The sequence below is a fragment of the Rhodococcus sp. IEGM 1306 genome, assembly GCF_036541985.1.
Classification (GTDB): Bacteria; Actinomycetota; Actinomycetes; order Mycobacteriales; family Mycobacteriaceae; genus Rhodococcus_F; species Rhodococcus_F qingshengii.
Map to the genome: position 1 here is coordinate 130,007 of NZ_JAZHFF010000008.1, position 25,875 is coordinate 155,881.

Here is a 25,875-nt window from a genome sequence, read left to right on the forward strand (position 1 = left end):
ACCTGCCTTCTATGTGGATCTACTTGTGCGGTGGATCGTCTATGCGAAACACTTCTACTGACACAGACAGTAACGAAGTAGGGCGGCACCGGAGTCCCGGTGCCGCCCTACTTCGCTCAAAGCGGAAAACTCAGTGCAGTCGATCGTGGTGAAAACACCCGTCCGCCTGCGTTTTTACTTGTCTTCGCTCTCGGCGGAATCAGACTCGTCCGCTTCGGTTTCGGCCTCACTGCTGCCGAACAGCTCTGCGGTGTCGACAACTGCGCCGGAGGTGTCCTTGACACCGGCCGACTCGACGACGGACGCGAGAGCCTTGCCACGACGGACGTCTGCGAAGACGGCGCCGAGCTGGTTGGCCTGCTGGATCTGCTGGATGAACTGCTCAGGAGCCATGCCGTAACGCTGCGCCTGGAACAGGATGCGCTCGGTGAGCTCGTCCTGACCGACGGTGACGTTGCCCGCATCGGCAATCGAGTCGAGCAAGAGCTGCGTCTTGACGGAGCGCTCAGCGGCTTCCTGTGCATCCTTGTCGAACTCTTCGCGGCTGCTGCCCTGCTCTTCGAGGAGCTTGTTCAGTGCCTCTTCGTCGTGATCGAGACCGTGAACGGCGTCGTGCAGAGCAGCGTCGACCTCAGCCTTGACGACGGCCTCCGGCAGCGGAACCTCGACGGTCTCGAGCAGCTGCTCGAGAACCTTGTCGCGGATCTGACCGGCCTGCTCGACCTTGCGGACGCGTGCGACGCGCTCACGGAGGTCAGCCTTCAGTTCTTCCAGGGTGTCGAACTCGCTGGCGAGCTGAGCGAACTCGTCGTCCTCAGCCGGAAGCTCGCGCTCCTTGACCGTCTGCACGGTCACGGTGACAACAGCTTCCTTGCCTGCGTACTCGCCGGCGACCAGCGTCGACGTGAAGTCCTTGGACTCCCCCGCCTTGAGGCCGATGATGGCTTCGTCGAGGCCCTCGATGAGCTGGCCCGAACCGACCTCGTGCGACAGTCCGCTCGCGGTTGCCTCGGCAACGTTCTCGCCGTCGACGGTGGCCGACAGATCGATGGAGACGAAGTCGCCGTCCTCGACTGCGCGGTCGACGCCGGTGAGGGTGCCGAAACGCTGACGCAGCGAAAGCAGCTGCTCTTCGATGGCTTCGTCGGTGATCTCGATCGGATCGACCTCGACGTTGATGGAGCTGAAGTCAGGGAGCTCGATCTCCGGGCGCACGTCGACCTCGGCGGTGAACTCGAGGAGCTCGCCGTCTTCGATCTTGGTGACCTCGATCTCGGGCTGGCCGATGGCCTTCACGCCGGCGCTGGTGACAGCCTCGGAGTAACGCGACGGCAGAGCGTCGTTGACGACCTGCTCGAGCACAGCGCCGCGACCGACACGCGCTTCGAGGAGGCGGGCCGGAGCCTTGCCGGGACGGAAGCCGGGGAGACGAATCTGCTGCGCGAGGGCCTTGTAGGCCTTGTCGAAATCAGACTTGAGTTCCGCGAAGGGCACCTCAACGTTGATACGGACTCGCGTCGGGCTGAGCTGCTCGACGGTGCTCTTCACGAAACTTCGCTCCTTCGTCTGGTCTTGCTCACAACTTGTGTTGAATCGGTACTGCTGTCTGGCGCGGCACTTCACTCCCGGACTTACTGGAGGTGAAGTGCCATGTACGTACTTGTCGGGATGACAGGATTTGAACCTGCGACCCTCCGCTCCCAAAGCGGATGCGCTACCAAGCTGCGCTACATCCCGTTTCCGATCACATGAAACACACGATACGGCCATCCGAGGCCGCTAAGACAGCGGGCCACAAAGGCAGCCACCATCGGTGACCGCGCACAACCCTATCGCGCTCACTACTCTCTCACGAACCCGACCGCCATTTGTACACGGCCCGGCTGTCGACCCCGTCAGTATGTCATCCGACGGCAGCCACATACGGGAGCCACATACAGCCTTGCCTCAACTGCCATTCAGAGCCGGAATCAGAAGCCGCGCCTGCGGCCGAGACACCCCGACTCGCCGAGCAATTCGCCAATTCCCCAGGTGAACGACGGTCTCGAACTTCTCCGACCCCCCGATTATGAAATCCGGTGGGGCATTGGGTACAGTTTCGTATCGCAGACGACGAACACGGCGATCCCGAGTTGTCGTATGCACGGGGATGTAGCTCAATGGTAGAGCCTCAGTCTTCCAAACTGATCACGCGGGTTCGATTCCCGTCATCCCCTCCATCAGGAGGGAAACTCCACAAAAGATCCGCATCGGCCCAGCCGGTGCGGATTTTTTGTATTCCGACTTTGTCCACTCAGACCACTCCCCTGCGGTCCGTATCCTGGAGTTGTCCGGATCGATTCTGCTCGGGAGGCCACGTGACCACGATTCTTCTCATACTCGTCGTTCTGGCCGTAGTCGTATTCCTGGTCATGAAAAGCCAGCAACGCGGTTCCGGCCACAGCGCAACACAACTCGACGATGCGAAAGCCGATGCCCGGCAGTCGATCGAACGCCTCGGCGGTCAGGTCTACAACCTGACCGGCAGTGACGACGCGTCGCGCCAAGCCCTCGCCGACGCGGCCGAACGGTACAACGCCGCAGGCTCGCAGATCGATCAGGCCGCAACGCCGGTCCAAGCACGTCTCGCGAAACAGACTGCACTGGAAGGGCTTTACTACATCCGCGCGGCACGGGTGGCGATGGGCATGGATCCGGGACCGGAAGTTCCTTCCATCGACGGACAGAAGGCTGCCGGTTCGGTCACCGAAGACCGTGAGGTCGAATTCGAGGGCCGCAAGGTCGCCGCATCACCCAATCCGTCGTCGCACACACCCAACTACTACCCCGGTGGCCGAGTCGCCGGACGCCCGGTCCCGGCCGGCTGGTACTCCGAACCCTGGTGGAAGCCTGCACTCGTCGCCGGCGCCTGGGGTCTGGGTTCGATGATGCTGTTCTCGACCATGTTCTCCGGCATGGCCGGGGTTCCTTACGGCGCAGAGGCTTTCGCCCAGGGTGGCGATCCCGGCGCCGACACAGGCTCCGGTGACTCGGGAGATCAGGGTATGGACGCCGGTGATCCCGGCGCCGACCAAGGAAGTATCGACAACACGGACTACACCGCTGACGGCGGAAGCGACTGGTCTGGTGGCGACGGAGGCGGAATGGATTTCGGGGGCGGCGGGGACTTCGGCGGCTTCGACTTCTAAGCCGACTGACAGACCGGGCACCAGAACAGGTTTCGTGCCTTCATGACGGAATGCAGGATCGGTGTGCCGCACACGCGGCACGGCGATCCTGCTCTTCTGTAGACATAGGTACGCGGACGATCCTTCGCGTACGCCGGATCTCCGTTGTCGTGCTCGGCGCGAACGACGTGCATCTTCCCCCGTCTGACGCCGACTTTCATCAATTCGACTAGGTCTGCCCACATGGCGGTCCACTCGCCGTGAGAGACGAGATTCCCCGGTCGTTCAGGGTTGATTCCGTGACGAAAGAGAAGTTCGGCGCGATAGACGTTGCCGACACCCGCCAGGACCGCCTGGTCCATCAGCAGGGCGCCGATTGCCGTCTTGGACTTGGAGATTCGCAACCAGGCCTTCTCTGGATCCGCGTCGCGGCGCAGTGGGTCCGGCCCGAGTCTGGCCTCGATCGCGGCGACCTGAGGAGGTAGCAGGACTTCGCAGGCGGTGGGACCACGAAGGTCGGTGCCGAAATCGGCACCGACCATACGCATCCGGACCTGACCTACCGGTTCTTCCATCGGCAGGGCGGCGTCGGTGAACTTTCCGTACAACCCGAGGTGTACGTGAACTGTCAGACCGTTGTCGTACGTGTGCCAGAGGTGCTTTCCCCAGGCATCCGAGGACGTGAGTACGTGTCCGTCCACCAGGCGCGCGTCCTCGGCGAATCTGCCTTGCGGACTGAGGACGCGGACCGGTGAACCGACGAACTTGCGGGCATGCAACCGTGCCAGCCGGTGCAGGGTATGACCTTCAGGCACGGAACAACTTTCGGATCAGGCTTGCGGCAGAGCCGGTGCGACGCCGGTCTTCTCGTACTCGGACAGGATGTCGATACGACGCTGGTGGCGCTCTTCACCCGACCATGCGGTGGCGAGGAAAGCGTCGACGATGGCAAGCGATTCCTCGAGGGAATGCATACGTCCGCCGATGCCGATCAGCTGAGCGTTGTTGTGCTCACGTGCCAGCTTCGCCGTTTCGACGCTCCAAGCGAGGGCGCACCGTGCGCCGGGAACTTTGTTCGCTGCGATCTGCTCGCCGTTGCCACTGCCACCCAGGACGATTCCCAGGCTGCCCTCGTCGGCGACGACGCGCTTTGCGGCTTCGATGCAGAAAGCCGGGTAGTCGTCCACGGCGTCGTACTCGTGAGCACCACAGTCGATGGCCTCGTGGCCGTTCGCTTTCAGGTGTTCGATGATCTCGTTCTTACGTTCGAATCCGGCATGGTCGGCACCCAGGTATACGCGCATGGCGACAATTCTCTCAGGCCCGACCAGCCGGGCGCACCCGGGTCGACGTCACACTTTCAGGAACACGCATCGCCGCGCGAGCACACCTATCGTGGTGCCCATGTACCCCGTCAACGGCCAGGCCGCTGCACCCGCCCTTCGTATGTCACCGGGCAGTGACGCCGTTCGCCACCCGTGGGAAATCCCGCTACTCGTGCTCGCGGTACTGACGACGGTCGTCACTTATGTGGTGGCGATCGTTCTGATCGCTGCGGGTGATCTGTCGACGTGGATCCTCGTGGTGCTCGCGGCTCCGATCCTGCTGTTCCTCGCGCGAGGTCAGCTGTACGGATCGCAACAGGTCAACGGAATCAAGATGACGCCTTCACAGTTTCCGGAGGGGTATCAGCTGGTTGCCGAGGCTGCGGCACGATTCGGCATGAAAACTCCGCCGGATGCCTACGTCGTGCTGGGGAACGGACGGATCAACGCGTTCGCGTCGGGGCACGGATTTCGCCGTTTCGTCGTCGTCTACAGCGACCTGTTCGAAGTCGGTGGGCAGGCACGCGAGCCCGATGCGCTCGCATTCATCATCGGCCACGAGGTCGGCCACATCGCTGCCGGGCATGCGTCGTACTGGCGCCAGTGGGGACAGTTCGCGTCGAACTACATTCCGGTGATCGGGTCTTCGCTGTCGCGTTCCATGGAGTACACGGCGGACAACTTCGGCTTTCACATGCGTCCGCAGGGTGCACCGGGCGCGATGGGCGTCCTAGGCGCGGGAAAGTATCTGGTGGGTCTGGTCGGGTTCGACGAACTGGCCGATCGGGCGACACTCGAATCCGGGTTCTTCCCGTGGTTCGTCAACATCTTGTCGTCGCATCCGGTGCTGACCTGGCGTGCGGCTGCGCTTCGCAACCGCACGCACTCAGGGCATCTGTTCTTCCGGCCGGGTCAGCTCTACCGAAATCCGGCGCTCACTGCCGCTCAGTCGAACTGAGGATCCTCGTTGCGGGTCCGCTTGAGCTCGAAGAAGTGGGGGTAGCCGGCCAGCGCGACTGCGCCGTCCCACACCTTGCCTGCGTCCTCGCCGCGCGGGATGCGTGAGAGCACGGGGCCGAAGAACGCCACACCGTTGACATGGATCGTCGGGGTTCCGACGTCGGGTCCGACGGCGTCCATGCCCTTGTGGTGGCTCTCGCGCAGAGCCTCGTCGTACTTGTCGGTGTCGGCGGCCTCGGCCAGTTCAGGTGGCAGGCCGACCTCGGCAAGGGACGACTTGATGACGTCGGCGAAGTCCTTGTTTCCCTCGTTGTGAATCTTCGTCCCCATCGCCGTGTACAGCGGCAGCAGGATATCGTCGCCCTTCAGCTGCGCTGCAGCGATGGCGACACGGACCGGGCCCCAGGCCTTGGTCATCATCTCCCGGTACTCGTCGGGAAGGTCACGGCCCTCGTTGAGAACCGCAAGGCTCATCACGTGGAACTTGGCCTCGATGTCGCGTACCTGCTGGGCCTCGAGAATCCAGCGTGAGGTGATCCAGCACCACGGGCAGAGCGGATCGAACCAGAAGTCAGCAGTGTCCGTGGTCTTGCTCGAGGTTGCGCTCACGAAGAAACTCCCTATCAGTTCATGTCGGTCAGGTCATATCAGTTCGGGGACATACTCCCGTTCTGCCAACAATCATGAACCCGCAATCCTTCCCGCGCTTTCCCCCGAACCACCTCCCGATCGCAGTAGTGTCGAAAAGAAACGAGTACGAAGGAGTGGTTCAGTAATGAGCACCAACCGGAGATTCGTGATCGTCGGCGGCGGGCTCGCGGGCGCAAAGATCGCAGAAGCCCTGCGTGACAGAGATTTCGACGGTGAGATCACCGTATTGAGTGAAGAAGACCACCTCCCGTACGAGCGTCCGCCGCTGTCGAAAGAGTTCTTCGCAGGCAAGAAGACACTCCCCGAATTCACCGTCCACGACGGCGAGTGGTTTCGCGACCATCGCGTCGATCTTCGCCCGGGAACGACGGCAACGGCCATCGACCCCGCTGCGCACACCGTGTCACTTCCGGACGGTTCAACGATCAGCTACGACAAGCTCGCCTTGGCCACCGGTTCGCGGTCGCGGCGCCTCGACATCCCGGGGTCCGACGCCGAGGGTGTTCACTACGTGCGAACAGTCGATCAGGCCGCCGCGCTGCTGCGCACCCTGGCCGCCGACAAGAAGCTCGTCGTGGTCGGTGCCGGCTGGATCGGCCTCGAAATTGCCGCGTCGGCTCGCGGTTTCGACGTCGAGGTCACCGTGCTCGAACATGCCGGCCTTCCGCTCGAATCGACCCTCGGCCCGGAAATGGGTGAGGTCTTCGCCGCGCTGCACCGCCAGAACGGGGTGGACTTACGCACCGGCACGGACGTCACCGCAATCTCTGTCGACGGCGGTCACGCCTCGGGCGTCACATTGAGCGATGGAACCGTGATTCCGGCCGACGCCGTGTTGATCGCTGTCGGCGCATTGCCGAACACCGAGTTGGCATCGGAGGCGGGTATCGACGTCGACAACGGGGTTCTCGTCGACGCCGGTCTGCAGAGCAGCGACCCCGACGTGGTCGCAGTGGGTGACATCGCGGCCGCACAGCATCCGATTCTGAATGCACGAATTCGGGTGGAGCACTGGGCAAACGCACTCAACCAACCCGAGACGGCCGCAGAGACCATGTTGGGACGGCCCGCCGAGTACGTCCGCATGCCGTATTTCTTCACCGATCAGTACGACCTCGGAATGGAATACGTAGGTCACGCACCGCACGACGGCTACTCCCGTGTCGTCACTCGCGGCGACGTCGACAAGCGCGAGTTCCTGGCATTCTGGCTCGATTCCGCGAACAAGGTGCTCGCCGGCATGAACGTGAACATCTGGGATGCCGGTGACGCCATCAAGGAATTGGTCGCGTCTTCGCGTCCCGTCGATCCGGAGCGGTTGGCCGATCCGGAGATTCCGCTGGCAGAAGTGTCCGCTTGAGTGAAGTCGTTCTCTTCGTGATGGGATGGACGTAATAGATCCGCACCATCTACGAGGAGATCTTTGTGGTCGCACCGAACCTGACACGCGAAACCGCAGCGCAACGGTCAGCAATCCTGACCGTCGAGAACTACCTGATCGAACTCGATCTCACCGACGGCAAAGACGCACCCGGCGAGGAGACGTTCTCCTCGAAGACCACCGTCACGTTCACCGCCACGGCCGGAGCAAGCAGCTTCATCGACATCGTCGCGGCCAGAGTCCATTCCGCGGTCCTCAACGGCACCGCGCTCGACGTCTCCGGCTACGACGAGTCGACTGGCATCAGCCTGCCCGACCTCGCTGCCGACAACGAGTTGGTCATCGAGGCCGATTGCATCTACTCCCACACCGGCGAGGGGCTGCACCGATTCGTCGACCCGACCGATGACGCCGTCTACCTTTACTCACAGTTCGAGACGGCTGACGCCAAGCGCATGTTCGCGTGCTTCGATCAGCCTGATCTCAAGGCCACGTTCGACGTCCGCGTCACCGCTCCCACGTCTTGGAAGGTCATCTCCAACTCCGCGGTCGTCGAGACCCTCGCCGCCGATCCCGGCAAGCACGTTTTCCGGACCACCCCGAAGATGAGCACGTACCTGGTGGCGCTCATCGCCGGTCCCTACGCGCAGTGGACCGACAACTACTCCGACGAGCACGGCGACATCCCGCTCGGAATCTTCTGCCGCGCTTCACTGGCCGAGTTCATGGACGAGGAGCGGCTCTTCACCGAGACCAAGCAGGGATTCGACTTCTACCACCGCAACTTCGGTGTTCCCTATGCCTTCGGTAAGTACGACCAGCTCTTCGTCCCCGAATTCAATGCCGGCGCGATGGAGAATGCCGGCGCCGTGACATTCCTCGAGGACTACGTCTTCCGCTCCAAGGTGACCCGCTACTCGTACGAGCGTCGTGCCGAAACGGTCCTGCACGAAATGGCGCACATGTGGTTCGGCGACCTCGTCACGATGGCGTGGTGGGACGACCTGTGGCTCAACGAGTCGTTCGCGACCTTCGCTTCGGTCCTGTGCCAGACCGAGGCCACGGAGTACGCGAACGCCTGGACGACGTTCGCCAACGTCGAGAAGTCGTGGGCGTACCGCCAGGACCAGTTGCCGTCGACGCACCCGATTGCCGCGGACATTCCGGACCTGGCCGCCGTCGAGGTGAACTTCGACGGCATCACCTACGCGAAGGGCGCCAGCGTCCTCAAGCAGTTGGTGGCATACGTCGGACTCGAGCCGTTCCTCGCCGGACTGCGTGAGTACTTCCGTGAGCACGCATTCGGAAACGCAACATTCGACGATCTGCTGGGCTCACTCGAAAAGTCCTCGGGCCGTGACCTTTCCGACTGGGGTCGGCAGTGGCTCAAGACCACCGGTTTGAACATCCTGCGCCCCGACTTCGATGTCGACGCAGACGGAAAGTTCACCCGCTTCGCCGTCCTGCAGGACGGTGCTGCACCAGGCGCCGGGGAGCGTCGAATCCACCGGATCGCCATCGGAATCTACGACGACGTCGACGGCAAGTTGGTACGAAGCCATCGCGTCGAACTCGACCTCGATGCTGTGGAAAGCACGGATGTCCCCGAACTTGTCGGCGTCGCCCGCGGTGCACTCGTGTTGGTCAACGACGACGATCTCACCTACGGCTCCGTGCGACTCGATCCCGAATCGTTGGCGACGGCGATCGAGCGGGTCGGCGACATCACCGACTCACTCCCCCGCACCCTGGTCTGGTCGGCGGCGTGGGAAATGACCCGTCAAGCCGAACTGAAGGCACGCGACTTCGTCGCGCTGGTCGAGCGCGGCATCAGTTCGGAGACCGAAGTCGGTGTGGTGCAACGTCTCTTGCTCCAAGCCCAAACCGCCATCGGCTCCTACGCAGATCCGGCCTGGGCCGAGGCCGAAGGCGCGGCGAGCTTCGCCAATCGGTTGCTCGAACTCGCACGTGAGGCAGAGGCCGGGTCCGACCACCAGCTGGCATTCGTCAACGCACTCACCGGCGCAGCACTCTCCCCGTGGCACACCGAGGTACTGCGCGAATTGCTCGACGCCGATCCCTCCACCGTTGGGCTCGACGGCCTGATCGTCGACACGGACCTGCGCTGGCGCATCGTCGGGGCACTCGCGGCCGCCGGTGAGATCGACGCCGAAGCAACCGCAACTCCATTCATCGACGCCGAAGCTCAGCGTGACCCGACCGCTGCGGGCGCTCGTCAAGCCGCGGCGGCCGCGGCCGGACGTCCGCAGGTCGCTGTCAAGGAAGAGGTCTGGGCAAAGGTCGTCGGCGACGACTCCGTGCCCAACATCACCGCGCGATCGATCATCGGCGGGTTCGCTCGCGAAGGCCAGGACGAATTGCTCGAGCCCTTCGTCTCCCGCTACTTCGCCGATATCGCGGCGGTGTGGGAACGACGCTCCAGCGAAGTGGCACAGACGGTCGTCATCGGGCTGTACCCGTCGTGGTCGATCTCGGACGAATCCGTAGCGGCAGCAGACCGGTTCCTCGAAGGCGACATCCCTCCCGCGTTGCGTCGCCTGGTCGTCGAAGGCCAGGCCGGCGTGGTTCGTTCACTCGCAGCACGAAAGTTCGACGCGAGCTGACATGCGAAAGGCCGGTGCCCGCGTCGATTCTCACGAATCGACGCGGGCACCGGCCTGTGTCTGACAAACAGTTACGGCGCTGAAATTGCGGCTGCCATAACGCGGATGGCACTGATCAGTCCGTCGATCAGGTTGCCTTCACTGAAGGATGCAACAGCTGCCGTTGCTCCGAGCTGGGTAACACGATCGGTGACCCGATCGGCGATTACCCGACCGCTGCGAACCTCGACGGTGCGCTGGTTGGGCGAAACGGCGATCAGGACGGAACGCTCGGCTTCGGGCGTGGTCGGGAACAATGCGTCGGCACCCGCTGCCGGATCAGAACCGAGATCACCGACGTACGCGTTGAACCGCACCTTGGTGGCCCGCGTCGCTTCGGTCATCGCGACGTCGAGCGCGACCAGATCCATGGTCTCGAACGGAAGATCGTCGGTGAACGGCTCGCCGATGCGATGCACACCGGATACGCGTCCACTGGACGTGACGACGCTGCCGACGGGCAGGTCCTCGGGCGCTACTGCGAGCGCGGTCGAATGATCACCACTTGCCACTTGCGGACCCTCCGATCAGATCAGCCGAACCGGCTTCGATTGCGTGTGCACTGCCGTGATGGCCACCGCGAACGGTGACCTCGTCGACAGCACTCCACAGCACGGGAGCGTGATCCCACGACTCACCGAGATGGAACGCCGGCGGAACCGGTCCCGGCGTCTTCTTCCCGAGGAAGGACGCAGCCGCGAAGAACGCGGTGATCAAGGCCGGAATCCCAACGTATATCAGTACTACCTCGAGAATGCTCACACCAGATAACGTAGCCCAGAACGCCAGGAAGGAAAGCGTCAGGGCCACAAATTCTCGGGCAATTTCGTTTCGGTGACGCTAGAACTCAATTCAGGCTGCGCCCACGCCGACACATTGCTCAGGCTGCGCCCACGCCGACACATAGCTCAGGCTGCGCCCACGCCGAGATACGGCATCCACGCCGGATGCAATTCCTTGGTCGCCGCGAGCAGACGCCAGTGAGGTCCGGACGGCGGGACCAATTCCGCACGGAGGGTCCATCCGAGTTCGCTGAGCATCTTGTCGGCCTTGCGGTGATTGCAGGGGGCACAGCACGCGACGCAGTTCTCCCACGAATGCCCGCCACCTCTGCTGCGAGGAACGACGTGGTCGATGGTTTCGGCTTTGGCTCCGCAGTACGCACATCGGAAGTGGTCACGATGCATCAGCGCGGCACGAGTCATGGGGATGCGGGCGCGATACGGAACGCGCACGTAGGTGCGCAATCGAATGACCGAGGGAACCTGCACCGACCAGTCCGCGGAATGGACTACCGGGCCCTGTTCGTCCTCGTGGACGGTATCGGCCTTGCCGCAGGCCATCAGTACGACCGCGCGCCTGGCAGGAAGGGCGGTCAGCGGTTCGTACGTGACGTTGAGCAGTAGCACCCGACGTTTCACCCACTCGGGGACTACGCGATCGGGAGGGAACATCTCGAGGTGAGAATGCTCGTCGGAAAAGAGTGGGTCGGCAGTGTGCGCGAACCCGTCAGGAACAACTTCCAGAACAGCCCCTAACGCGTGGTCGTTCCGCGCGCTAGTGGGCTGGAGTTGTCGGTGATTGCGTGCAGCATGTCGGTTCTTCATACGACCTCCGGGAGACTGCCCCCAAGTTGACCACGGATGATCGCGTTACGCACTCCCATTTCGAACAAAATTGCCAGGACGGCCGGTGAATTTCCGGTGAATGGGTACGCACTCCGACTCGATACAACCGTCGTCGACCCGGAAACCGACCACTACGGCCGTCAGGCACAATGGAACTTGCCATGAATGACGTACAGCACGACGTGCAGCAGACCTTCTACGACGCCGTCGGCGGAGCCGAGACGTTTCACAAGCTCACCGCGCGATTTTACGAAGAGGTCGCGAAGGACGAGGTTGTGCGCCCGCTCTACCCCGAGGCCGATCTCGGCCCGGCCGAGCGGCGGATGCGGATGTTCCTCGAGCAGTACTGGGGCGGACCGCACACGTACTCGGAGGAGCGTGGACACCCGCGTCTGCGGATGCGCCACAATCCATTCGTGATCGGCCCGATCGAGCGTGATGCGTGGCTGCGGTGCATGCACGTCGCCATCGCGTCCATCGACGAGAAGACTCTGAGCCCGGTGCACCGCAAGCAGTTGATCGACTACATGGAGATGGCTGCCGCGTCCATGGTGAACTCCGCTATCTGACCGTCTACCTAGCCTTCGGCCTGAACACGCGCGCGACCCGGCGGACTGCTCGTACCCCGAACGACACCGTGGGATGCAGGGGCGAACTCAAGATTGCATGCTTGCGCACGTACTCTTCGACCTCCCACTCCGACCAACTGCCCGCACGGAAGAGTGCGGCATCGCCGACACTCAGGGTTCGCTCGGCGATTCCGTCGGCCTGAACGGTGACCGACCCTTCGATGATGTGCACGATTTCGTCCGCGTGGAAGTACCAGCGGAAGCGCCCCTTCGTGCAATCCCAGACGTGTGTAGTCGTGGTCCCGTCTTTACTCGCCGACCATTGCGCCGACCGTGCAACCGGTGTGCCGAAGATTATCCAGTCGCGGTTGATCGGATCATCTTCGAGCAGTACATGATCCAAACTGACCGCTTCGATTGCCGACAAAGTCAAGGCCAAGCCCCCTTGGTTGAATTCCCGAATACTTCTCCCCCGGCAGTAACACCAAAGTTGCCACATGGTGTCACCGCGTGAATGCAAAGTACACCAAGGCTAGGTAAAGAGTCACGCTTTTGCCGTGTCCAAGTCGTGAGAGTGCCAGACGTTTGGCACTATGAACTGCTGTGAGCACCCCCGCGGATTCGTCCTCTGTAAGCCGGCCCGAAGCCCCGTGGTGGAACGAGGCGGTCTTCTATCAGATCTATCCGCGTTCTTTTGCCGATTCGGGCAGCGACGGTATCGGCGACCTCGGCGGAGTCGAGGAGAAACTCGGCTACCTCGAACTGCTCGGCATCGATGCAATCTGGTTGAGCCCGGTGATGAAGTCACCGATGGCAGACCACGGCTACGACGTCTCGGATCCTCGCGACATCGATCCCCTCTTCGGCGATCTGGCGACGATGGATTCACTGATCACGTCAGCCCACGAACGCGGAATCAAGGTCACGATGGACCTGGTCCCGAACCACACGAGTGATCAGCACGAGTGGTTCAAGGCAGCCCTGGCGTCGGCGCCCGGTTCTGCGGAGCGATCCCGTTACATCTTCCGAGACGGCAAAGGTGAGAACGGCAACGAACCGCCGAACAACTGGCCGAGCATCTTCGGCGGCCCGGCGTGGACCCGCGTCACCGAAGCCGACGGAACACCCGGCCAGTGGTACCTGCACATCTTCGCCAAGGAACAGCCCGACCTGAACTGGGACAACCCCGAGGTCTTCGACGACCTCGCCAAGACTCTGCGCTTCTGGCTCGAGCGCGGAATCGACGGATTCCGCATCGACGTGGCCCACGGAATGGCCAAGCCCGACGGTTTGCCGGACCACGACTGGGAGCTCAACGAGCTCATGCGCAATTCCGACGACGACCCGCGGTTCAACAACCCGGCAGTTCACGAAATCCACCGCGGCATCCGCAAGGTCATGGACGAGTTCCCGGAGGCGATGACCGTCGGCGAGATCTGGGTGAAGGACAACCAGAAGTTCGGCGAATACATCCGGCCAGACGAACTGCATCTCGGATTCAACTTCCGACTTGCAGAAACCGAATTCTCCGCCGAGTCCGTCCGGGAGGCCGTGGAGAACTCTCTTGCGGCCGTCGCCGAGGTCGGGGGTGTGCCCACGTGGACGCTGTCGAATCACGACGTCGAACGTGAAGTCACGCGCTACGGCGGGGGTGAGATCGGAACCCAACGCGCACGGGCGATGATCCTCGTCGAACTGGCGCTTCCGGGCGCGAGCTTCATCTACAACGGAGCCGAACTCGGCCTGCCGAACGTCGACCTGCCCGACGAGGCACTACAGGACCCGGTCTGGGAACGATCCGGACATGCCGAGCGAGGACGCGACGGCTGCCGAGTGCCCCTTCCGTGGGAAGGAAGCGAACCCCCGTTCGGATTCACCACCGGCGCGAGCACCTGGTTGCCGATGCCACGCGAGTGGTCGACACTCACGGTGGAGGCGCAGATCGAGGACGTCGACTCGATGCTCTCGCTTTATCGCGCCGCCCTCGAACTTCGTAGCGCCAGGCCGGAGTTCTCCGGCGCCGACATCGATTGGTACGGCAGTCCCCCCGGCTGCCTCGCTTTCCGTCGACGCGGTGGTCTGATCTGTGCTCTCAACACCACGGAGGTGCCGATCGCACTGCCGAACGGGCAGCTGCTGTTGAGCAGCGCACCACTCGTCGACGGTCAGCTACCCGTCAACGCTGCGGCGTGGCTGATCTGAGAGAACACCGCACCCGCCACCTGTAACTCCTATCGTGCGACCATCAGCGGTATCGAACCACCGCGGTGACGGTAGATCGAACCGAACCGTGCATCGAGCCGCACCCACGATCTACTCGCCCGCACCCGAACCAGTTCCGAGGAGTCGATCTGCTCGAGATCGATGTCGGCGGTCATCGCCTCGGACCCGGTGTGCGGAACGAATCCCATTGCGGTCAAGGCAAAAATAACTCGCATCGAGATCCCGACCGTGCCGGACGGACCACTGACCTCGAGCACGTCCTGATCGAGCAACGACGCCGGCGGACCGTGACTACTTCCATGCTCCAGTGCCAAGGCGTTGCCCCGCTGCGCCAGTTCGATCAGCACCCGGGCGGGTACGTCGTCCAGGTGCTCGAAGCCGTCCATCGGCGGCAACGCCCCACGCCACGCCGAATCCATGGCGAACCCCGGATCGATCAGCTCACTTGTCGCCTGCTCCACCGCCGAGAGCAACTGATCGCCGGCAGCCGAGGTGTCGTCAGGGTTGATGGTGCCCGCCACGGTTCGCGTAGCGAGAGCGTCGAAACCCGTTGACGCCCAAACGCTCAGGTGAGCATCTCCGCGTCGACGCATCCGGATGACCGTGGACTCGTCCAAACGCAAGGCATGACCGATGAAGCCGGCCAAGTTCTTTCGCTCGGCCTCCTCGGGCACGGTCAGTACACGTTCATGCACGTTGCCAGCTCTCCAAGTACTCGCGCTCGGGCCCGCTGAGGCGACGCAAACGTTGAGTGTCGATATCGAAGGCCGCGATCTGAGTCGACGCCACGATGGACGGCGGGACACTGAGATCCGCACCGCGGGGGCGAACCTCGTACGCGATGGTGAAGTCCACCGCGCGCACCTTTTCCACCCACATGAAGACGTCGAGCGGTGAATCGTCGTGCCGAAGTTGGCCGCGATACCGCACGTGGAGATCGGCAATCACGGCCCCGTCACGCAGGGTGACCGTCGGGCGCGAGTCTTCGAACAACCAAGGAATCCGCGCCTCTTCGAGCAACGTCACCATCCGTGCGTGGTTGATGTGCTGGAAGGCATCCATGTCGGACCACCGAACCACAACTTCGGCGTGGAATCCTTCGCTCAACGTCCTACCTCCGATCGGGTGCCCATGCTGCGCACCATGCTACGAACCTGACGCGCCGCCACCGAGAGCGTCGCGAGGTCAAGCGTCCCAGACTCGAAGATCTCGACGAGAGCTGCCCTCGCCCGGCTCAGACGCGAGGCATTGGTCGACTCCCATTCGTCGATCTTCTCCTGCGGCGACTCCCCCGGTTCGCCGCCGGCCAGAACCTCCATCGTCAGCTGCCGAAGCGAACTGTAGAGGTCGTCTCGCAACGCGAGCCTCGCGAGCGAGTGCCATCGATCGCCGCGCTCGAGTCCCGAGACCGCGCTCAGCAACCAGTCGATTCCCAGATGCGCGTCCAAGGCGTAGTACAGCTCCGCAACTTCGGCGATGTCGTGATCTGCGATGTCGGCGATATCCGCGATGTCGAGCAGGCAGTAGACATCCAGCAGTCGGAACACGTCCAGCGCCAACGCTTCCGGAGCCCCGCGATCGATCACCGATTGAGCCCGCACCAGCAGATCGTCGAGTTGATGGCCCGCAAGCAGCCCCGGGACCAGAGGTGCCGTAGCCCGATACGCCGCCGAGTAACGCGCAACCTCGGCGCCGACGGCGATCGGCTGGGGCCGATTGGCCAGGAACCACCGCGACGCGCGGTCGAGCAAGCGGCACGACTCAACGATCAACTCGTTTTCGATCTCTGCACTGACGCCCGCCGAGCGGATTCGCGACCACACCTCGTCGAGCGCAAACACCTCTCGCACAGCGGCGTAGGCACGGATCGAGTCCGTACTGCTCGCTCCGGTCTCCTCGGCCAAGCGGTAGGCGTACGTGATTCCGCCGTTGTCGATCACTTCGTTCACGAGCATCGTCGCGACGATCTGCCGCCGCAACGGGTGTGCCTTGATCTCCGTTTCGAACCGATCGCGAACAGCGGTCGGGAAGTACTGCGGGATCTGCTGGGCGAAGAAATCGTTGTCCGGCAACTCGGTTGCGAGCAGATCGTCCTTGAGTGAAAGCTTGACGTGCGCCGTCAGCGTCGCCAATTCCGGCGACGTCAGACCCACACCGGCCTCGAGTCGACGCTCGATCTCCTTGTCGGTCGGCAACGCCTCGAGCTTGCGGTCAAGGCCACGTGCCTTGGTCAGATCCGTCAACTGACGGCGGTGAACACCGAGCATCTGAGAAGCGGTCACGCGGGAGATTCCGAGCAGCGCGTTCTGAGCAATGTTGTCCGCCAACACCAGCGCCGCCACGTCGTCGGTCATCGACGCCAGCAACGGATTCCGTTCCTGCGTGGGCAGTAACTGCGAACGCACGAGCGAATCGAGAAGAATCTTGATGTTCACTTCGTGATCGGAGCAGTCGACGCCGGCCGAGTTGTCGATGGCGTCGGTGTTGATGTGACCGCCGCTGGCGCTGAACTCGATTCTTCCCAGAGCAGTGACGCCGAGGTTGCCGCCCTCCCCGATCACCTTGACCCGCAGATCTTGACCGTCGACACGCACGGCGTCGTTGCTCTTGTCGCCAACCTGCGCATTGGTCTCGGTCGACGCTTTGACGTATGTACCGATTCCGCCGTTCCACAGGAGATCCACCGGTGCCGACAGAATCGCCTGCATCAATTCCGGCGGCGAGAGCTTCGTGACCCCCTCGGCCAGACCCAGTGCGATCCGGACGCTTTCGGCGATCGGAACCGACTTGACCGTGCGGTCCCAGACGCCGCCACCTTCACTGATCAGGCTCTTGTCGTAGTCGGCCCATGACGACCGTGGCAACTCGAAAAGTCGTTGACGTTCGACGAACGAGCTCGCTGCATCCGGGTTCGGATCGAGGAAGATGTGTCGATGGTCGAACGCGCCCACCAGACGGATGTGCCGACTGAGGAGCATTCCGTTGCCGAACACGTCTCCGCTCATGTCGCCGACGCCTACCGTCGTGAAATCCTCGGTCTGCGTGTCGACCCCGAGTTCGCGGAAGTGCCGCTTGACGCTTTCCCAGGCGCCGCGAGCGGTGATACCCATGCCCTTGTGGTCGTATCCCACGGAGCCACCGGAGGCAAACGCGTCGCCGAGCCAGAAGTCGTACTTGGCGGCAACCGAATTGGCGAGATCCGAGAACGTCGCCGTGCCCTTGTCCGCGGCCACCACCAGGTAGCGATCCTGATCGTCCTTGCGCACCACTCGATCCGGCGTCACAACTTCGCCGGTAGCCGCGTGCACGTTGTCGGTGATGTCGAGCAATCCGGAGATGAACGTGGTGTAGCAGGCCTTGCCGGTTTCCAGCGTCGCCATTCGATCAACGGCCGGATCACCCGTCGGCAGAGGCGGATTCTTCACGACGAAGCCGCCCTTGGCGCCGACCGGCACGATCACCGCGTTCTTGACGGCCTGAGCCTTCACCAAGCCGAGCACCTCGGTGCGGAAATCCTCGCGCCGGTCGGACCAGCGGAGCCCGCCGCGCGCGACTGCGCCGAATCGCAGGTGGACGCCTTCGACCTCGGGTGAGTACACGTAGATCTCGAAAGCCGGCCGCGGCTTGGGCAACTCGCTGATCCGTGAGGGATCGAGCTTGACCGACAGGTAGTCGCGAGAGCGGCCATCGGCGTCGACGACGTAGAAATTGGTACGCAAGGTCGCCTTCACCAAGGAGAACATTCCACGCAGAATGCGATCGGCATCCAAGCTGAGTACCTCGTCGATGGACGCACGCAACTGCTCGTCCAATTCGGCGACGCGAATGTCGTCCTGCTTCTCGGGGTCGAACATCGCCTCGAACAACTGCACCAATGCAAACGCGGTCTGCGGGTGTGTAAGCGCGATTCCTTCGATGTGGAACTGACTGTACGGAAATGTGGCCTGGCGCAGATACTTTGCGTAAGCACGCAGCACCACGGCTTGCCGCCAGGACATTCCGGCCCGCAGCACCAACTCGTTGAATCGGTCAGCTTCTGCCCGGCCGAACCAGACTGCACCGAATGCAGCCGTGAATCGCTTCTGGACCTCGGTCAGCGGGGCGGTACTGGTCTCGAGCGGCACCTGCGCATCGAGGTCGATCTCGACCGACGCCCGAAGATCCGCCGGTACCGACAATCCGAAATCGTAGATCCAGCACTGAACGCCGTCGAGTCGCTGCACGACGTGCGGCCGCTCGTCGAGAACTTCGACGCCGAGTGACTGCAGCACCGGTAGCACCTGGCTCAACGAGATACCGTCGCCGCCGACGAAGAGCGTGAAGCGCCAGGCACCGGGCGCGGAGTCCACAGCACGATAGAGCAGTACGTCGATCGCGCCTGGCGCCAACGCCTCGAGTCTGGCGATGTCGGCCAACGCGCGTGACGGTTCGAAGTCCTCCTTGTATCCATCGGGAAGCACCCGCGAATACCGCTGCACCAGTTCCGGATCCACACCCGGACTTTCACGAACAAGGTCGTTGATGCGGTCGTCCCAGCTACGACTGACTTCGGTCAACAGAGCCTGAACTCGCTCGCGGTTGGCCTCGGAGACATCCAGATGAACCGGCTCACTGTCCGGATCGCGCCGGATCGTCACGTGCAACAGCGCAAGATCGTTCTCGGTAACCCGGGCGGTGTAATCGACTGTGCCTGGTCCGAATTCGCGCCACAGCAGGTTTTGCATCGCCAGTCGCACCCGCGTCGTGTACCGGTCGCGGGGTAGGTACACCAAGCAGGACACGAAGCGTCCGAACGTGTCCTCGCGGACGAAGAGTCGCACCTGTCGACGCAGCCCGATGCTGTGCACGGCGTGGACGGTCTCGAACAAGGTCTCGGCGTCGCTCGAGAACAACTCGGTGCGTGGGAACGACTGGATGACCTCGAGCATCGCCTGACCGGAGTACGAATGCAGGTCGACACCGGCACGCGCGATGACTTCGCGAACGCGGCGCTCGATCAGAGGAATCGCGAGGACGTTCTCGTGGAGTGCGACCACGGTGAACACACCCAGGAATCTGTGCTCCCCCACGATGTTTCCCTCGTCGTCGAGGATCGAGACACCCACGAAGTACGGGTAGACAGCGCGGTGCACCGTGGCGGGGAACGATCCCTGCGTCAGGACCAGAAGCGGTCGATCCGGGAGATCTGCGACGGGAGGCAAACTCATCGGGCCTTCGGTGACCGCGTCGGAGCGCAGCACGCCGAGTCCACTGCCGGCTACCGTGCGTGAACCGTCCTTCGTGCCCTCGAACCGCCGGTATCCGAGCACGGCATAGTTTCCGTCCGCCATCCACCGCAGCAGCCGGGCGGTGTCGGAGAATTCTTCGGGGGTGATCCTCCCGGAGGCAGTTTCTGCGGCACTCTCCAACTCGTCGGCAACGCGCAGTTGCAATGCCTTCATGTCCGGGGTGTCACCAACCACCTGGCGGACGTCCGCGAGCACCTTGCCGAGGTGTGCTTCGATCGCGTCGAGAGCGGAATCCTCGACTTCGGAGTCCAACTGGACGTGCATCCAGGATTCTTGGATACCGCTGTCGCCCAAGGACATCAGATTGCCCGAGTCATCGCGTTCAACCGTCAGGATCGGATGGGCGAATTGACTGATTCCCACACCTTGTCGGTTGAGCATCGCGGTAACGGACTCGACGAGCAACGACATGTCGTCGGTGACGATCTGGACGGCAGCGCCGAGACCCTCGGATCCTGACGGGCGGTACACACGCCATACGGCCGTGCCCGGGGTCCGCTGCCTCCCGAGCGCAAGATGCGCGAGCAGGACTCGATCCGATCGACCGTTGATGACGTCGTCGCTGTCACCCTCGTCGATATGCGTGAAAAAGGCCTCGCGAAGACGCGTCAACAACGTCGCTTCGTCGAGGCCTGTGCCCTGCTGCCGTACACGGTCTGTCATTCCTGGCTCACATCCTTGTGGGTTCTGATCGCCGCGACCAATCTCTGACTCGAGACTAGCCGCGGCAACCAGTACCTAGGGTGAACTGAGAAACGAAATCTACGATGTCGTCATCTGAACAAGCGATGCTTCGAGCACCGCGCGTTCGCTGTCCGCCAGCGGTCTGGACTTTTCGGACACCGTGTCGAATCCGACCATCAACGCGTCGCCGAAAGCGCATTCGACACCCGCGTTGTCACGGATGACGTGCCGAACCGTGAACGAGGAAGTCCCGACGTGAGTCGTGAAGATCTCCACGTTCAAGGGACCGGACCGATCGGTGACCGGCTTGAGGAACTCGACGGTCATCTTTCGAACCACGAGGTATCCCGGCCGGCCGCCGAGCGGCGCCAGTTTCGCTTCCAGGAACTGGATGCGCGCTTCCTGCATGTACTCGACGTAACGCGTGTTGTTGACGTGACCCAACCGGTCGGAATCGCCCCACCGGACCTGGATCTGCGCTGTGTATACGTCGGACACCGGATCAGTCCCTGGTGAGCTTGCGGTGAGTGACGCGGTGCGGGCGTGCGGCGTCGGGGCCGAGTCGCTCGACCTTGTTCGCCTCGTAGCCCTCGAAGTTGCCCTCGTACCAGTACCAAGCTGCCTCGTTGTCGCCGAAGCCACCTTCCCACGCGAGGATGTGGGTACAGGTCCGGTCCAGGAACCAGCGATCGTGCGAGATCACGACGGCGCAGCCGGGGAACTCTTCGAGAGCGTTCTCCAGCGAGCCGAGGGTTTCGACGTCGAGGTCGTTGGTGGGCTCATCGAGCAGGATCAGGTTGCCGCCCTGCTTGAGCGTCATCGCCAGGTTCAGGCGGTTGCGCTCACCACCGGAGAGGACGCCGGCCGGCTTCTGCTGATCGTGGCCCTTGAAACCGAACGAGCTGATGTACGCGCGCGAGGGGAACTCGGTCTGGCCGACGACGATGAAATCGAGCCCGTCGGACACGGTCTCCCAGACCGTCTTCTTGGGGTCGATTCCGGAACGGTTCTGGTCGACGTAGCTCAGCTTGACCGTCTGACCGATCTTGACCTCACCGGCGTCAGGCTCCTCGAGACCGACGATGGTCTTGAACAGCGTCGTCTTACCGACGCCGTTGGGGCCGATGACGCCGACAATTCCGTTGCGCGGCAACGTGAACGAGAGATCCTTGATCAGAACGCGACCGTCGAAGCCCTTGTCGAGGTTCGAGACCTCCACGACCACGTCACCCAGGCGCGGCGGTGCCGGGATCTGGATCTCGTCGAAGTCGAGCTTGCGCGTCTTCTCGGCTTCGTTCGCCATTTCCTCGTAGCGATCGAGACGAGCCTTGTTCTTGGCCTGGCGGGCCTTGGCGCCGGAACGAACCCATGCGAGCTCGTCCTTGAGGCGCTTCTGCAGCTTCTGATCCTTCTTGCCGGCAACTTCGAGGCGTGCAGCCTTCTGCTCCAGGTAGGTGGAGTAGTTGCCCTCGTACGGGTACAGGCGTCCGCGGTCGACTTCACAGATCCACTGCGCGACGTGATCGAGGAAGTAGCGATCGTGAGTCACGGCGAGGATTGCGCCGGGGTAAGCAGCGAGATGCTGCTCGAGCCACAGGACAGATTCGGCGTCGAGGTGGTTGGTGGGCTCATCGAGGAGCAGGAGGTCGGGCTTGCTCAGCAGCAGCTTGCAGAGCGCAACGCGTCGCTTCTCACCACCGGAGAGGTGGGTGACCATCTCTTCCGGCGGGGGGCAGCGCAGGGCGTCCATAGCCTGCTCGAGCTGCGAGTCGATCTCCCACGCATCTGCGTGATCGAGCTTCTCCTGCAGCTCGCCCATCTCTTCCATGAGCTCGTCGGAGTAATCCGTAGCCATCAGCTCGGCGATCTCGTTGTACCGCTTGAGCTGGACCATCGTCTCTCCGAGACCGTCCTCGACGTTCTCGCGAACAGTCTTGGTCTCGTCGAGCTCCGGCTCCTGCATGAGGATGCCGACGGTCGCGCCCGGAGCCAGGAATGCCTCGCCGTTGCCCGGCTGGTCCAGTCCGGCCATGATCTTGAGGATGCTGGATTTACCAGCGCCGTTCGGTCCGACGACACCGATCTTCGCGCCGGGGTAAAAGCTCATCGTGACGTCATCGAGGATGACCTTGTCACCGTGCGCCTTGCGCACCTTCTTCATCGTGTAAATGAACTCAGCCATGACCGCCAGCCTATCGGTGTTTGCCCTATAACCCACATTGCGCGTTGGCCGTCACTCCGATGCGGGTTCTGCGGACAGTCCGAGGTCATCGACCAGATTCACCGACATGCTCATCGACCCCCACGAAAACCGCGATGGGGACACCTCCGGGTGTCCCCAGGACGGCTCAGATCATTGCCCTGTGGATGCCCTTCGGCTCGCCACCGAGCTGCGAGAGCGTCGACGCATGGAAAATGGAACCGGGTACATGGATCGCGTGCGCCAAACCGGCATGCGCATCACGCCAGAACCGCTGCATCGGCGTGCTCAACTGCAAAGCCCCACCACCGGAACGAGCAAAGATCTCGTCCACCGCCCGCACCGCCCGCCACGCCGCAGCAGTCTGCGTACGCCGACCGATCGCACGAAGCTCGAACGAAACTTCCTGCCCCTTCTCCGTCATGTCCCAGAAACGATCCACCGTCTCCAAGATCGCAGCCCGAGAAGCAGCGATCTCGGCCGCCGCCTCACCGATCGCGAACAGCACGTACGGATCTTCCTTGATCGGAACACCACTGACCGTCACACGCTCACGCTGCGCCGCCATGTTGCACGCCAACGCACCTTCGGCGATACCGATCAACGACGAAGTGATCCCCAACGGGAAAATGCACGAGAACGGGAACTTGTACAACGTCTCCGTACGACCCGCTTCCTTCCACGCCGTCCCGTCGAAAACCTTTCCGGCGTCGATCGTGCGGTACGTCGGCAAGAACGCATCCTTGACGATCAGATCCTTCGACCCCGTACCGCGCAGACCCACGACATTCCAGCTGTCCTGGTCGATGTCGTAATCCGAACGCGGCAACAACACGTGCAGAATCTTCGGCGGCATCAACGGCTTACCGGACTCGTCACCGACCATCGCACCGATCATGATCCAGTCACAATGATCGGTACCGGACGAGAACGACCAACGACCGTTGAGGATGTACCCACCCTCGACCGGCCTCGCCACACCCATCGGCGCATACGGCGACGCCATCCACGTATCAGGATCGGTTCCCCACACCTCTTCCTGAGCCTTGCGGTCGAAGAACGCAAGCTCCCACGGATGCACACCGACGATGCCGCTGACCCAGCCCGTGGCACCATCCATCGCACCGATAGCCATTGCCGTCTCGGCGAATTCACGCGGATGCGCCTCGAGGCCTCCGAACTCCTTCGGCTGCAACATCCGGATGACGCCGGCGTCGCGCAAACGCTTCGCGCTGCCGTCCGTCAAGCGCATCAGCTTGTCGCCCTCGACCCCGTCGGCGCGGATCTCGTCGGCGAACTGTGAGATGTTGTCCAGAACCTGACCCATGATCTTCCGCCTCCATTGATAGCCCGCCAACCTTCAATAAAGTAGAACACGTTCTAGAAAAATGCGGAAGTAGAACGGCCAGTTCGTTCAGCGCCGATCAATACGAATGCGACAAGGCCAGTGGCGTTCAGGTCGACACGTGCCCCAGTCCCGCGGTCAGAATGCGAATACACCTCATCGCAACTTCCGCAGGCGAGCCGTCGCCATACGCCGGGGAGTCCCCGTCAACCCACGCGACAACGGCCATCCGCTGGGCCGTGTTCGCTGCAATTGCAAGCAAACGCACTTCCAGTGGGTCTGCGCCGGGTCCCATCAAATCACGCAGTACGAGCACCAATGCAGTCTCGGTGTCGTTGACCAAGCTCACCACGCGTTCCGAAGCGCCGGATCGCCAGGAACAATCCTTTGAAGTCGGCGAATCAACGCAATCGCATCGGGTGTTGCAGCAGGTGAATTCAGTGCGACGCGGGCGGCGGATGCCAGCACCTGAACAACAGGCGTACCCGGCGAACTGGACGCGATATACCCGAGCCATTCGTCGATCCCGTTGGCGAGTATCGGCCTCACCGCATCTTCCTTCGTCCGAAGTATCGATAGAACGTGCGAAGTCCGATTCCAGCTGCGCGTGCAATGCCCTCGGCAGTCACCGGATTCTCGCCGCGAAGGACAAAAAGCTCTGCAGCACAACGTGATATCTCCAACTTTGCCTGCTCCTTCCGCCGTTGGGTGAGCGACGGGGAGTTAGACACTGAACCATGCTCATGCCAGTATCGCACGGTGCGCCACCGTGCTTCGGAGTCGAACAGGAAGAACCCTGGCATCGGCTGCGGAAGCCATGAACCGTCCACTTCGCCTTCGATCAGTTCCGCCACCGACTGGACATCGAGACGCCAGGCCAGCCTCGTCTCACCCCCATCGCCATTTGCCGCGATTCGAGGCGGCAGCGCAGGACCAAGTCTACGGATCATCGACGTTCACGAACGCATACGCCTGGGCCCCGCCGACGGCAACGCTCGCAGTTCACGCATGGTGCGTTGAACATCGAAATGTGTCGCAGTTTGGCCAACCGCCCCCCAAATCGATGACGCTACAAGGCGGACAGGTACCGCACTTCGGTAGTCGAGTTTGAGCATCGCGGACGGACCGGAAACAGCAACGGCAGCAATCGCGTTTCCTTGCGGCCCAACCGGTGCAGCAACGCAATTGAGGCCGGGACTCAACAGCCCCGCGCCGTACGCTACGCCGGTATCACGTATTCGACTGAGTTCCTGCCTTAGAGTCATCGGCGCTTCAGCGCCCACAGGGGAGCCTCCGAACGCAAGGAGCGCACGTCCAAGAGCCGACCTGTCGGCCGAAGAACGTTCGCCGACACGAGTAGGAACTACACCGGACAGCATTCCGCCGATCTTGTCGAGGTAAACGACATCCGGCGCGTCCAGCACTCCGAACTGCACTACCAGTCCGGTCACTCGATGCAACTCGCGGAGGAAGGGCAAAGCGACCGAATACAATCGATCCTGTTGTATTGCAAGGCTTCCCAGCTCCATCAATCTGATTCCAAGGCAGTAATCAGTGCCATCCCGCCGGAGCCACTTCTTGGCGACGAGCTGCTCGAGCATGCGATGCACCGACGAACGAGGCAAGCCGGTAATTCGCGAAACTTGACTGAGAGTGAGCTGTCCGGACACTTCGAAAGCATCCATGACCGACGCCAGTCGATCCAGGAACCCCGCCGGGGTCGTAGCGTCTGCACGAGCGGAAGCTTGCATGCGAATTCCTTGAAGTCATTCCCACAATTTATGGTGCATG

The 25,875-nt window shown here is 62.5% G+C and carries 24 protein-coding genes and 2 tRNA genes; 7 read left to right on the forward strand and 19 right to left on the reverse strand.

Annotated features, from left to right (window positions below; genetic code table 11):
* Window positions 1-174 precede the first annotated feature (174 nt).
* Window positions 175-1,548, reverse strand: coding sequence for a trigger factor (gene tig, locus V3587_RS22650; RefSeq protein ID WP_007730958.1), 1,374 nt, complete (start codon window positions 1,546-1,548; stop codon window positions 175-177).
* Window positions 1,549-1,663: 115 nt separating this feature from the next.
* Window positions 1,664-1,737, reverse strand: a tRNA-Pro gene (locus V3587_RS22655).
* A 408-nt stretch (window positions 1,738-2,145) separates the two neighbouring features.
* Between V3587_RS22655 and V3587_RS22660 the strand changes: the two genes are divergently transcribed.
* Window positions 2,146-2,219, forward strand: a tRNA-Gly gene (locus tag V3587_RS22660).
* 192 nt (window positions 2,220-2,411) lie between these two features.
* Window positions 2,412-3,188 (forward strand): hypothetical protein, encoded by a 777-nt coding sequence (locus V3587_RS22665; RefSeq protein WP_047270838.1) that lies wholly within the window; start codon window positions 2,412-2,414, stop codon window positions 3,186-3,188.
* Here the strand turns inward: V3587_RS22665 and V3587_RS22670 are convergent.
* A complete protein-coding gene (locus V3587_RS22670) occupies window positions 3,185-3,982 on the reverse strand; it encodes an Fpg/Nei family DNA glycosylase (protein ID WP_003944531.1) in 798 nt (265 codons plus the stop codon). The genes V3587_RS22665 and V3587_RS22670 overlap by 4 nt on opposite strands.
* A 15-nt stretch (window positions 3,983-3,997) precedes the next feature.
* Window positions 3,998-4,471, reverse strand: a complete 474-nt coding sequence (locus V3587_RS22675; protein ID WP_003944571.1) for a ribose-5-phosphate isomerase — start codon at window positions 4,469-4,471, stop codon at window positions 3,998-4,000.
* A 142-nt stretch (window positions 4,472-4,613) separates the two neighbouring features.
* On the opposite strand from V3587_RS22675, the gene V3587_RS22680 reads away from it, so the two are divergent.
* Window positions 4,614-5,450, forward strand: a complete 837-nt coding sequence (locus V3587_RS22680) for a M48 family metallopeptidase (protein ID WP_228232720.1) — start codon at window positions 4,614-4,616, stop codon at window positions 5,448-5,450.
* On the opposite strand, the gene V3587_RS22685 is transcribed toward V3587_RS22680, so the two are convergent.
* Window positions 5,438-6,061, reverse strand: a complete 624-nt coding sequence (locus V3587_RS22685) for a DsbA family oxidoreductase (RefSeq protein WP_007730951.1) — start codon at window positions 6,059-6,061, stop codon at window positions 5,438-5,440. The genes V3587_RS22680 and V3587_RS22685 overlap by 13 nt on opposite strands.
* Window positions 6,062-6,227: 166 nt before the next feature.
* Between V3587_RS22685 and V3587_RS22690 the strand changes: the two genes are divergently transcribed.
* Both V3587_RS22690 and pepN read left to right on the forward strand, forming a co-directional pair.
* Entirely contained in the window at window positions 6,228-7,463 is a 1,236-nt protein-coding gene (locus tag V3587_RS22690; protein WP_231783488.1) for an NAD(P)/FAD-dependent oxidoreductase, read from the forward strand.
* Between the two features lie 65 nt (window positions 7,464-7,528).
* Window positions 7,529-10,108: an aminopeptidase N gene (gene pepN, locus V3587_RS22695; RefSeq protein WP_231783489.1), complete on the forward strand. Its 2,580-nt coding sequence runs from the start codon at window positions 7,529-7,531 to the stop codon at window positions 10,106-10,108.
* Window positions 10,109-10,179: 71 nt separating this feature from the next.
* Here the strand turns inward: pepN and V3587_RS22700 are convergent, their stop codons facing one another.
* The 3 genes from V3587_RS22700 to V3587_RS22710 form a co-directional block, all read right to left on the reverse strand.
* Entirely contained in the window at window positions 10,180-10,659 is a 480-nt protein-coding gene (locus V3587_RS22700) for a DUF5130 domain-containing protein (RefSeq protein ID WP_165638867.1), read from the reverse strand.
* Window positions 10,646-10,909, reverse strand: a complete 264-nt coding sequence (gene ctaJ / locus V3587_RS22705) for an aa3-type cytochrome oxidase subunit CtaJ (protein WP_007730943.1) — start codon at window positions 10,907-10,909, stop codon at window positions 10,646-10,648. The genes V3587_RS22700 and ctaJ overlap by 14 nt, the downstream gene beginning before the upstream one ends.
* Before the next feature lie 146 nt (window positions 10,910-11,055).
* Entirely contained in the window at window positions 11,056-11,754 is a 699-nt protein-coding gene (locus tag V3587_RS22710; RefSeq protein ID WP_003944465.1) for an HNH endonuclease, read from the reverse strand.
* Window positions 11,755-11,936: 182 nt separating this feature from the next.
* On the opposite strand from V3587_RS22710, the gene V3587_RS22715 reads away from it, so the two are divergent.
* Window positions 11,937-12,344 (forward strand): globin, encoded by a 408-nt coding sequence (locus V3587_RS22715; RefSeq protein ID WP_003944464.1) that lies wholly within the window; start codon window positions 11,937-11,939, stop codon window positions 12,342-12,344.
* Between the two features lie 4 nt (window positions 12,345-12,348).
* On the opposite strand, the gene V3587_RS22720 is transcribed toward V3587_RS22715, so the two are convergent.
* Window positions 12,349-12,777, reverse strand: a complete 429-nt coding sequence (locus V3587_RS22720) for a cupin domain-containing protein (RefSeq protein WP_228401110.1) — start codon at window positions 12,775-12,777, stop codon at window positions 12,349-12,351.
* Between the two features lie 170 nt (window positions 12,778-12,947).
* On the opposite strand from V3587_RS22720, the gene V3587_RS22725 reads away from it, so the two are divergent.
* A complete protein-coding gene (locus V3587_RS22725; protein ID WP_007730939.1) occupies window positions 12,948-14,546 on the forward strand; it encodes a glycoside hydrolase family 13 protein in 1,599 nt (532 codons plus the stop codon).
* 29 nt (window positions 14,547-14,575) lie between these two features.
* Here V3587_RS22725 and V3587_RS22730 read toward each other — a convergent pair whose 3' ends face one another.
* From V3587_RS22730 to V3587_RS22775, 10 genes are all read right to left on the reverse strand, one after another.
* Entirely contained in the window at window positions 14,576-15,262 is a 687-nt protein-coding gene (locus V3587_RS22730) for a hypothetical protein (protein WP_204855909.1), read from the reverse strand.
* Window positions 15,255-15,674 carry an acyl-CoA thioesterase gene (locus tag V3587_RS22735; protein ID WP_003944573.1) on the reverse strand — a complete coding sequence of 140 codons (420 nt, stop codon included), beginning with the start codon at window positions 15,672-15,674 and terminating at the stop codon, window positions 15,255-15,257. Before V3587_RS22735 ends, V3587_RS22730 begins: the two co-directional genes overlap by 8 nt.
* Window positions 15,671-20,518 (reverse strand): NAD-glutamate dehydrogenase, encoded by a 4,848-nt coding sequence (locus V3587_RS22740; protein WP_162113789.1) that lies wholly within the window; start codon window positions 20,516-20,518, stop codon window positions 15,671-15,673. The genes V3587_RS22735 and V3587_RS22740 overlap by 4 nt, the downstream gene beginning before the upstream one ends.
* A gap of 99 nt (window positions 20,519-20,617) precedes the next feature.
* Window positions 20,618-21,037, reverse strand: a complete 420-nt coding sequence (locus tag V3587_RS22745; protein WP_003944475.1) for an acyl-CoA thioesterase — start codon at window positions 21,035-21,037, stop codon at window positions 20,618-20,620.
* A 4-nt stretch (window positions 21,038-21,041) separates the two neighbouring features.
* On the reverse strand, window positions 21,042-22,721 hold the full coding sequence (gene ettA / locus V3587_RS22750; RefSeq protein WP_007730925.1) for an energy-dependent translational throttle protein EttA: 1,680 nt from the start codon (window positions 22,719-22,721) through the stop codon (window positions 21,042-21,044).
* A 166-nt stretch (window positions 22,722-22,887) separates the two neighbouring features.
* Window positions 22,888-24,066: an acyl-CoA dehydrogenase family protein gene (locus V3587_RS22755; protein WP_042923855.1), complete on the reverse strand. Its 1,179-nt coding sequence runs from the start codon at window positions 24,064-24,066 to the stop codon at window positions 22,888-22,890.
* Window positions 24,067-24,193: 127 nt separating this feature from the next.
* Window positions 24,194-24,433 (reverse strand): hypothetical protein, encoded by a 240-nt coding sequence (locus V3587_RS22760; RefSeq protein ID WP_007733370.1) that lies wholly within the window; start codon window positions 24,431-24,433, stop codon window positions 24,194-24,196.
* Complete coding sequence (locus tag V3587_RS22765; RefSeq protein ID WP_007733369.1) at window positions 24,430-24,633, reverse strand: hypothetical protein; 204 nt, start codon at window positions 24,631-24,633, stop codon at window positions 24,430-24,432. The genes V3587_RS22760 and V3587_RS22765 overlap by 4 nt, the downstream gene beginning before the upstream one ends.
* Entirely contained in the window at window positions 24,630-25,034 is a 405-nt protein-coding gene (locus tag V3587_RS22770) for a TetR family transcriptional regulator (protein WP_230691720.1), read from the reverse strand. The genes V3587_RS22765 and V3587_RS22770 overlap by 4 nt, the downstream gene beginning before the upstream one ends.
* 6 nt (window positions 25,035-25,040) lie before the next feature.
* The gene (locus V3587_RS22775; protein ID WP_007733367.1) at window positions 25,041-25,835 is read right to left on the reverse strand and encodes an IclR family transcriptional regulator; all 795 of its coding nucleotides are present in this window, start codon (window positions 25,833-25,835) and stop codon (window positions 25,041-25,043) included.
* Window positions 25,836-25,875 lie beyond the last annotated feature (40 nt).

Excerpts from the sequence above, each read along its gene's own strand:
- V3587_RS22775 (WP_007733367.1), bottom strand. The coding sequence starts at position 25,835 with ATGCAAGCTTCCGCTCGTGCAGACGCTACGACCCCGGCGGGGTTCCTG.
- ettA (WP_007730925.1), bottom strand. The coding sequence starts at position 22,721 with ATGGCTGAGTTCATTTACACGATGAAGAAGGTGCGCAAGGCGCACGGT.
- V3587_RS22740 (WP_162113789.1), bottom strand. The coding sequence starts at position 20,518 with ATGACAGACCGTGTACGGCAGCAGGGCACAGGCCTCGACGAAGCGACG.
- V3587_RS22715 (WP_003944464.1), top strand. The coding sequence starts at position 11,937 with ATGAATGACGTACAGCACGACGTGCAGCAGACCTTCTACGACGCCGTC.
- V3587_RS22770 (WP_230691720.1), bottom strand. The coding sequence starts at position 25,034 with ATGATCCGTAGACTTGGTCCTGCGCTGCCGCCTCGAATCGCGGCAAAT.
- V3587_RS22680 (WP_228232720.1), top strand. The coding sequence starts at position 4,614 with ATGTCACCGGGCAGTGACGCCGTTCGCCACCCGTGGGAAATCCCGCTA.
- V3587_RS22710 (WP_003944465.1), bottom strand. The coding sequence starts at position 11,754 with ATGAAGAACCGACATGCTGCACGCAATCACCGACAACTCCAGCCCACT.
- V3587_RS22690 (WP_231783488.1), top strand. The coding sequence starts at position 6,228 with ATGAGCACCAACCGGAGATTCGTGATCGTCGGCGGCGGGCTCGCGGGC.
- V3587_RS22675 (WP_003944571.1), bottom strand. The coding sequence starts at position 4,471 with ATGCGCGTATACCTGGGTGCCGACCATGCCGGATTCGAACGTAAGAAC.
- V3587_RS22665 (WP_047270838.1), top strand. The coding sequence starts at position 2,412 with ATGAAAAGCCAGCAACGCGGTTCCGGCCACAGCGCAACACAACTCGAC.
- V3587_RS22755 (WP_042923855.1), bottom strand. The coding sequence starts at position 24,066 with ATGGGTCAGGTTCTGGACAACATCTCACAGTTCGCCGACGAGATCCGC.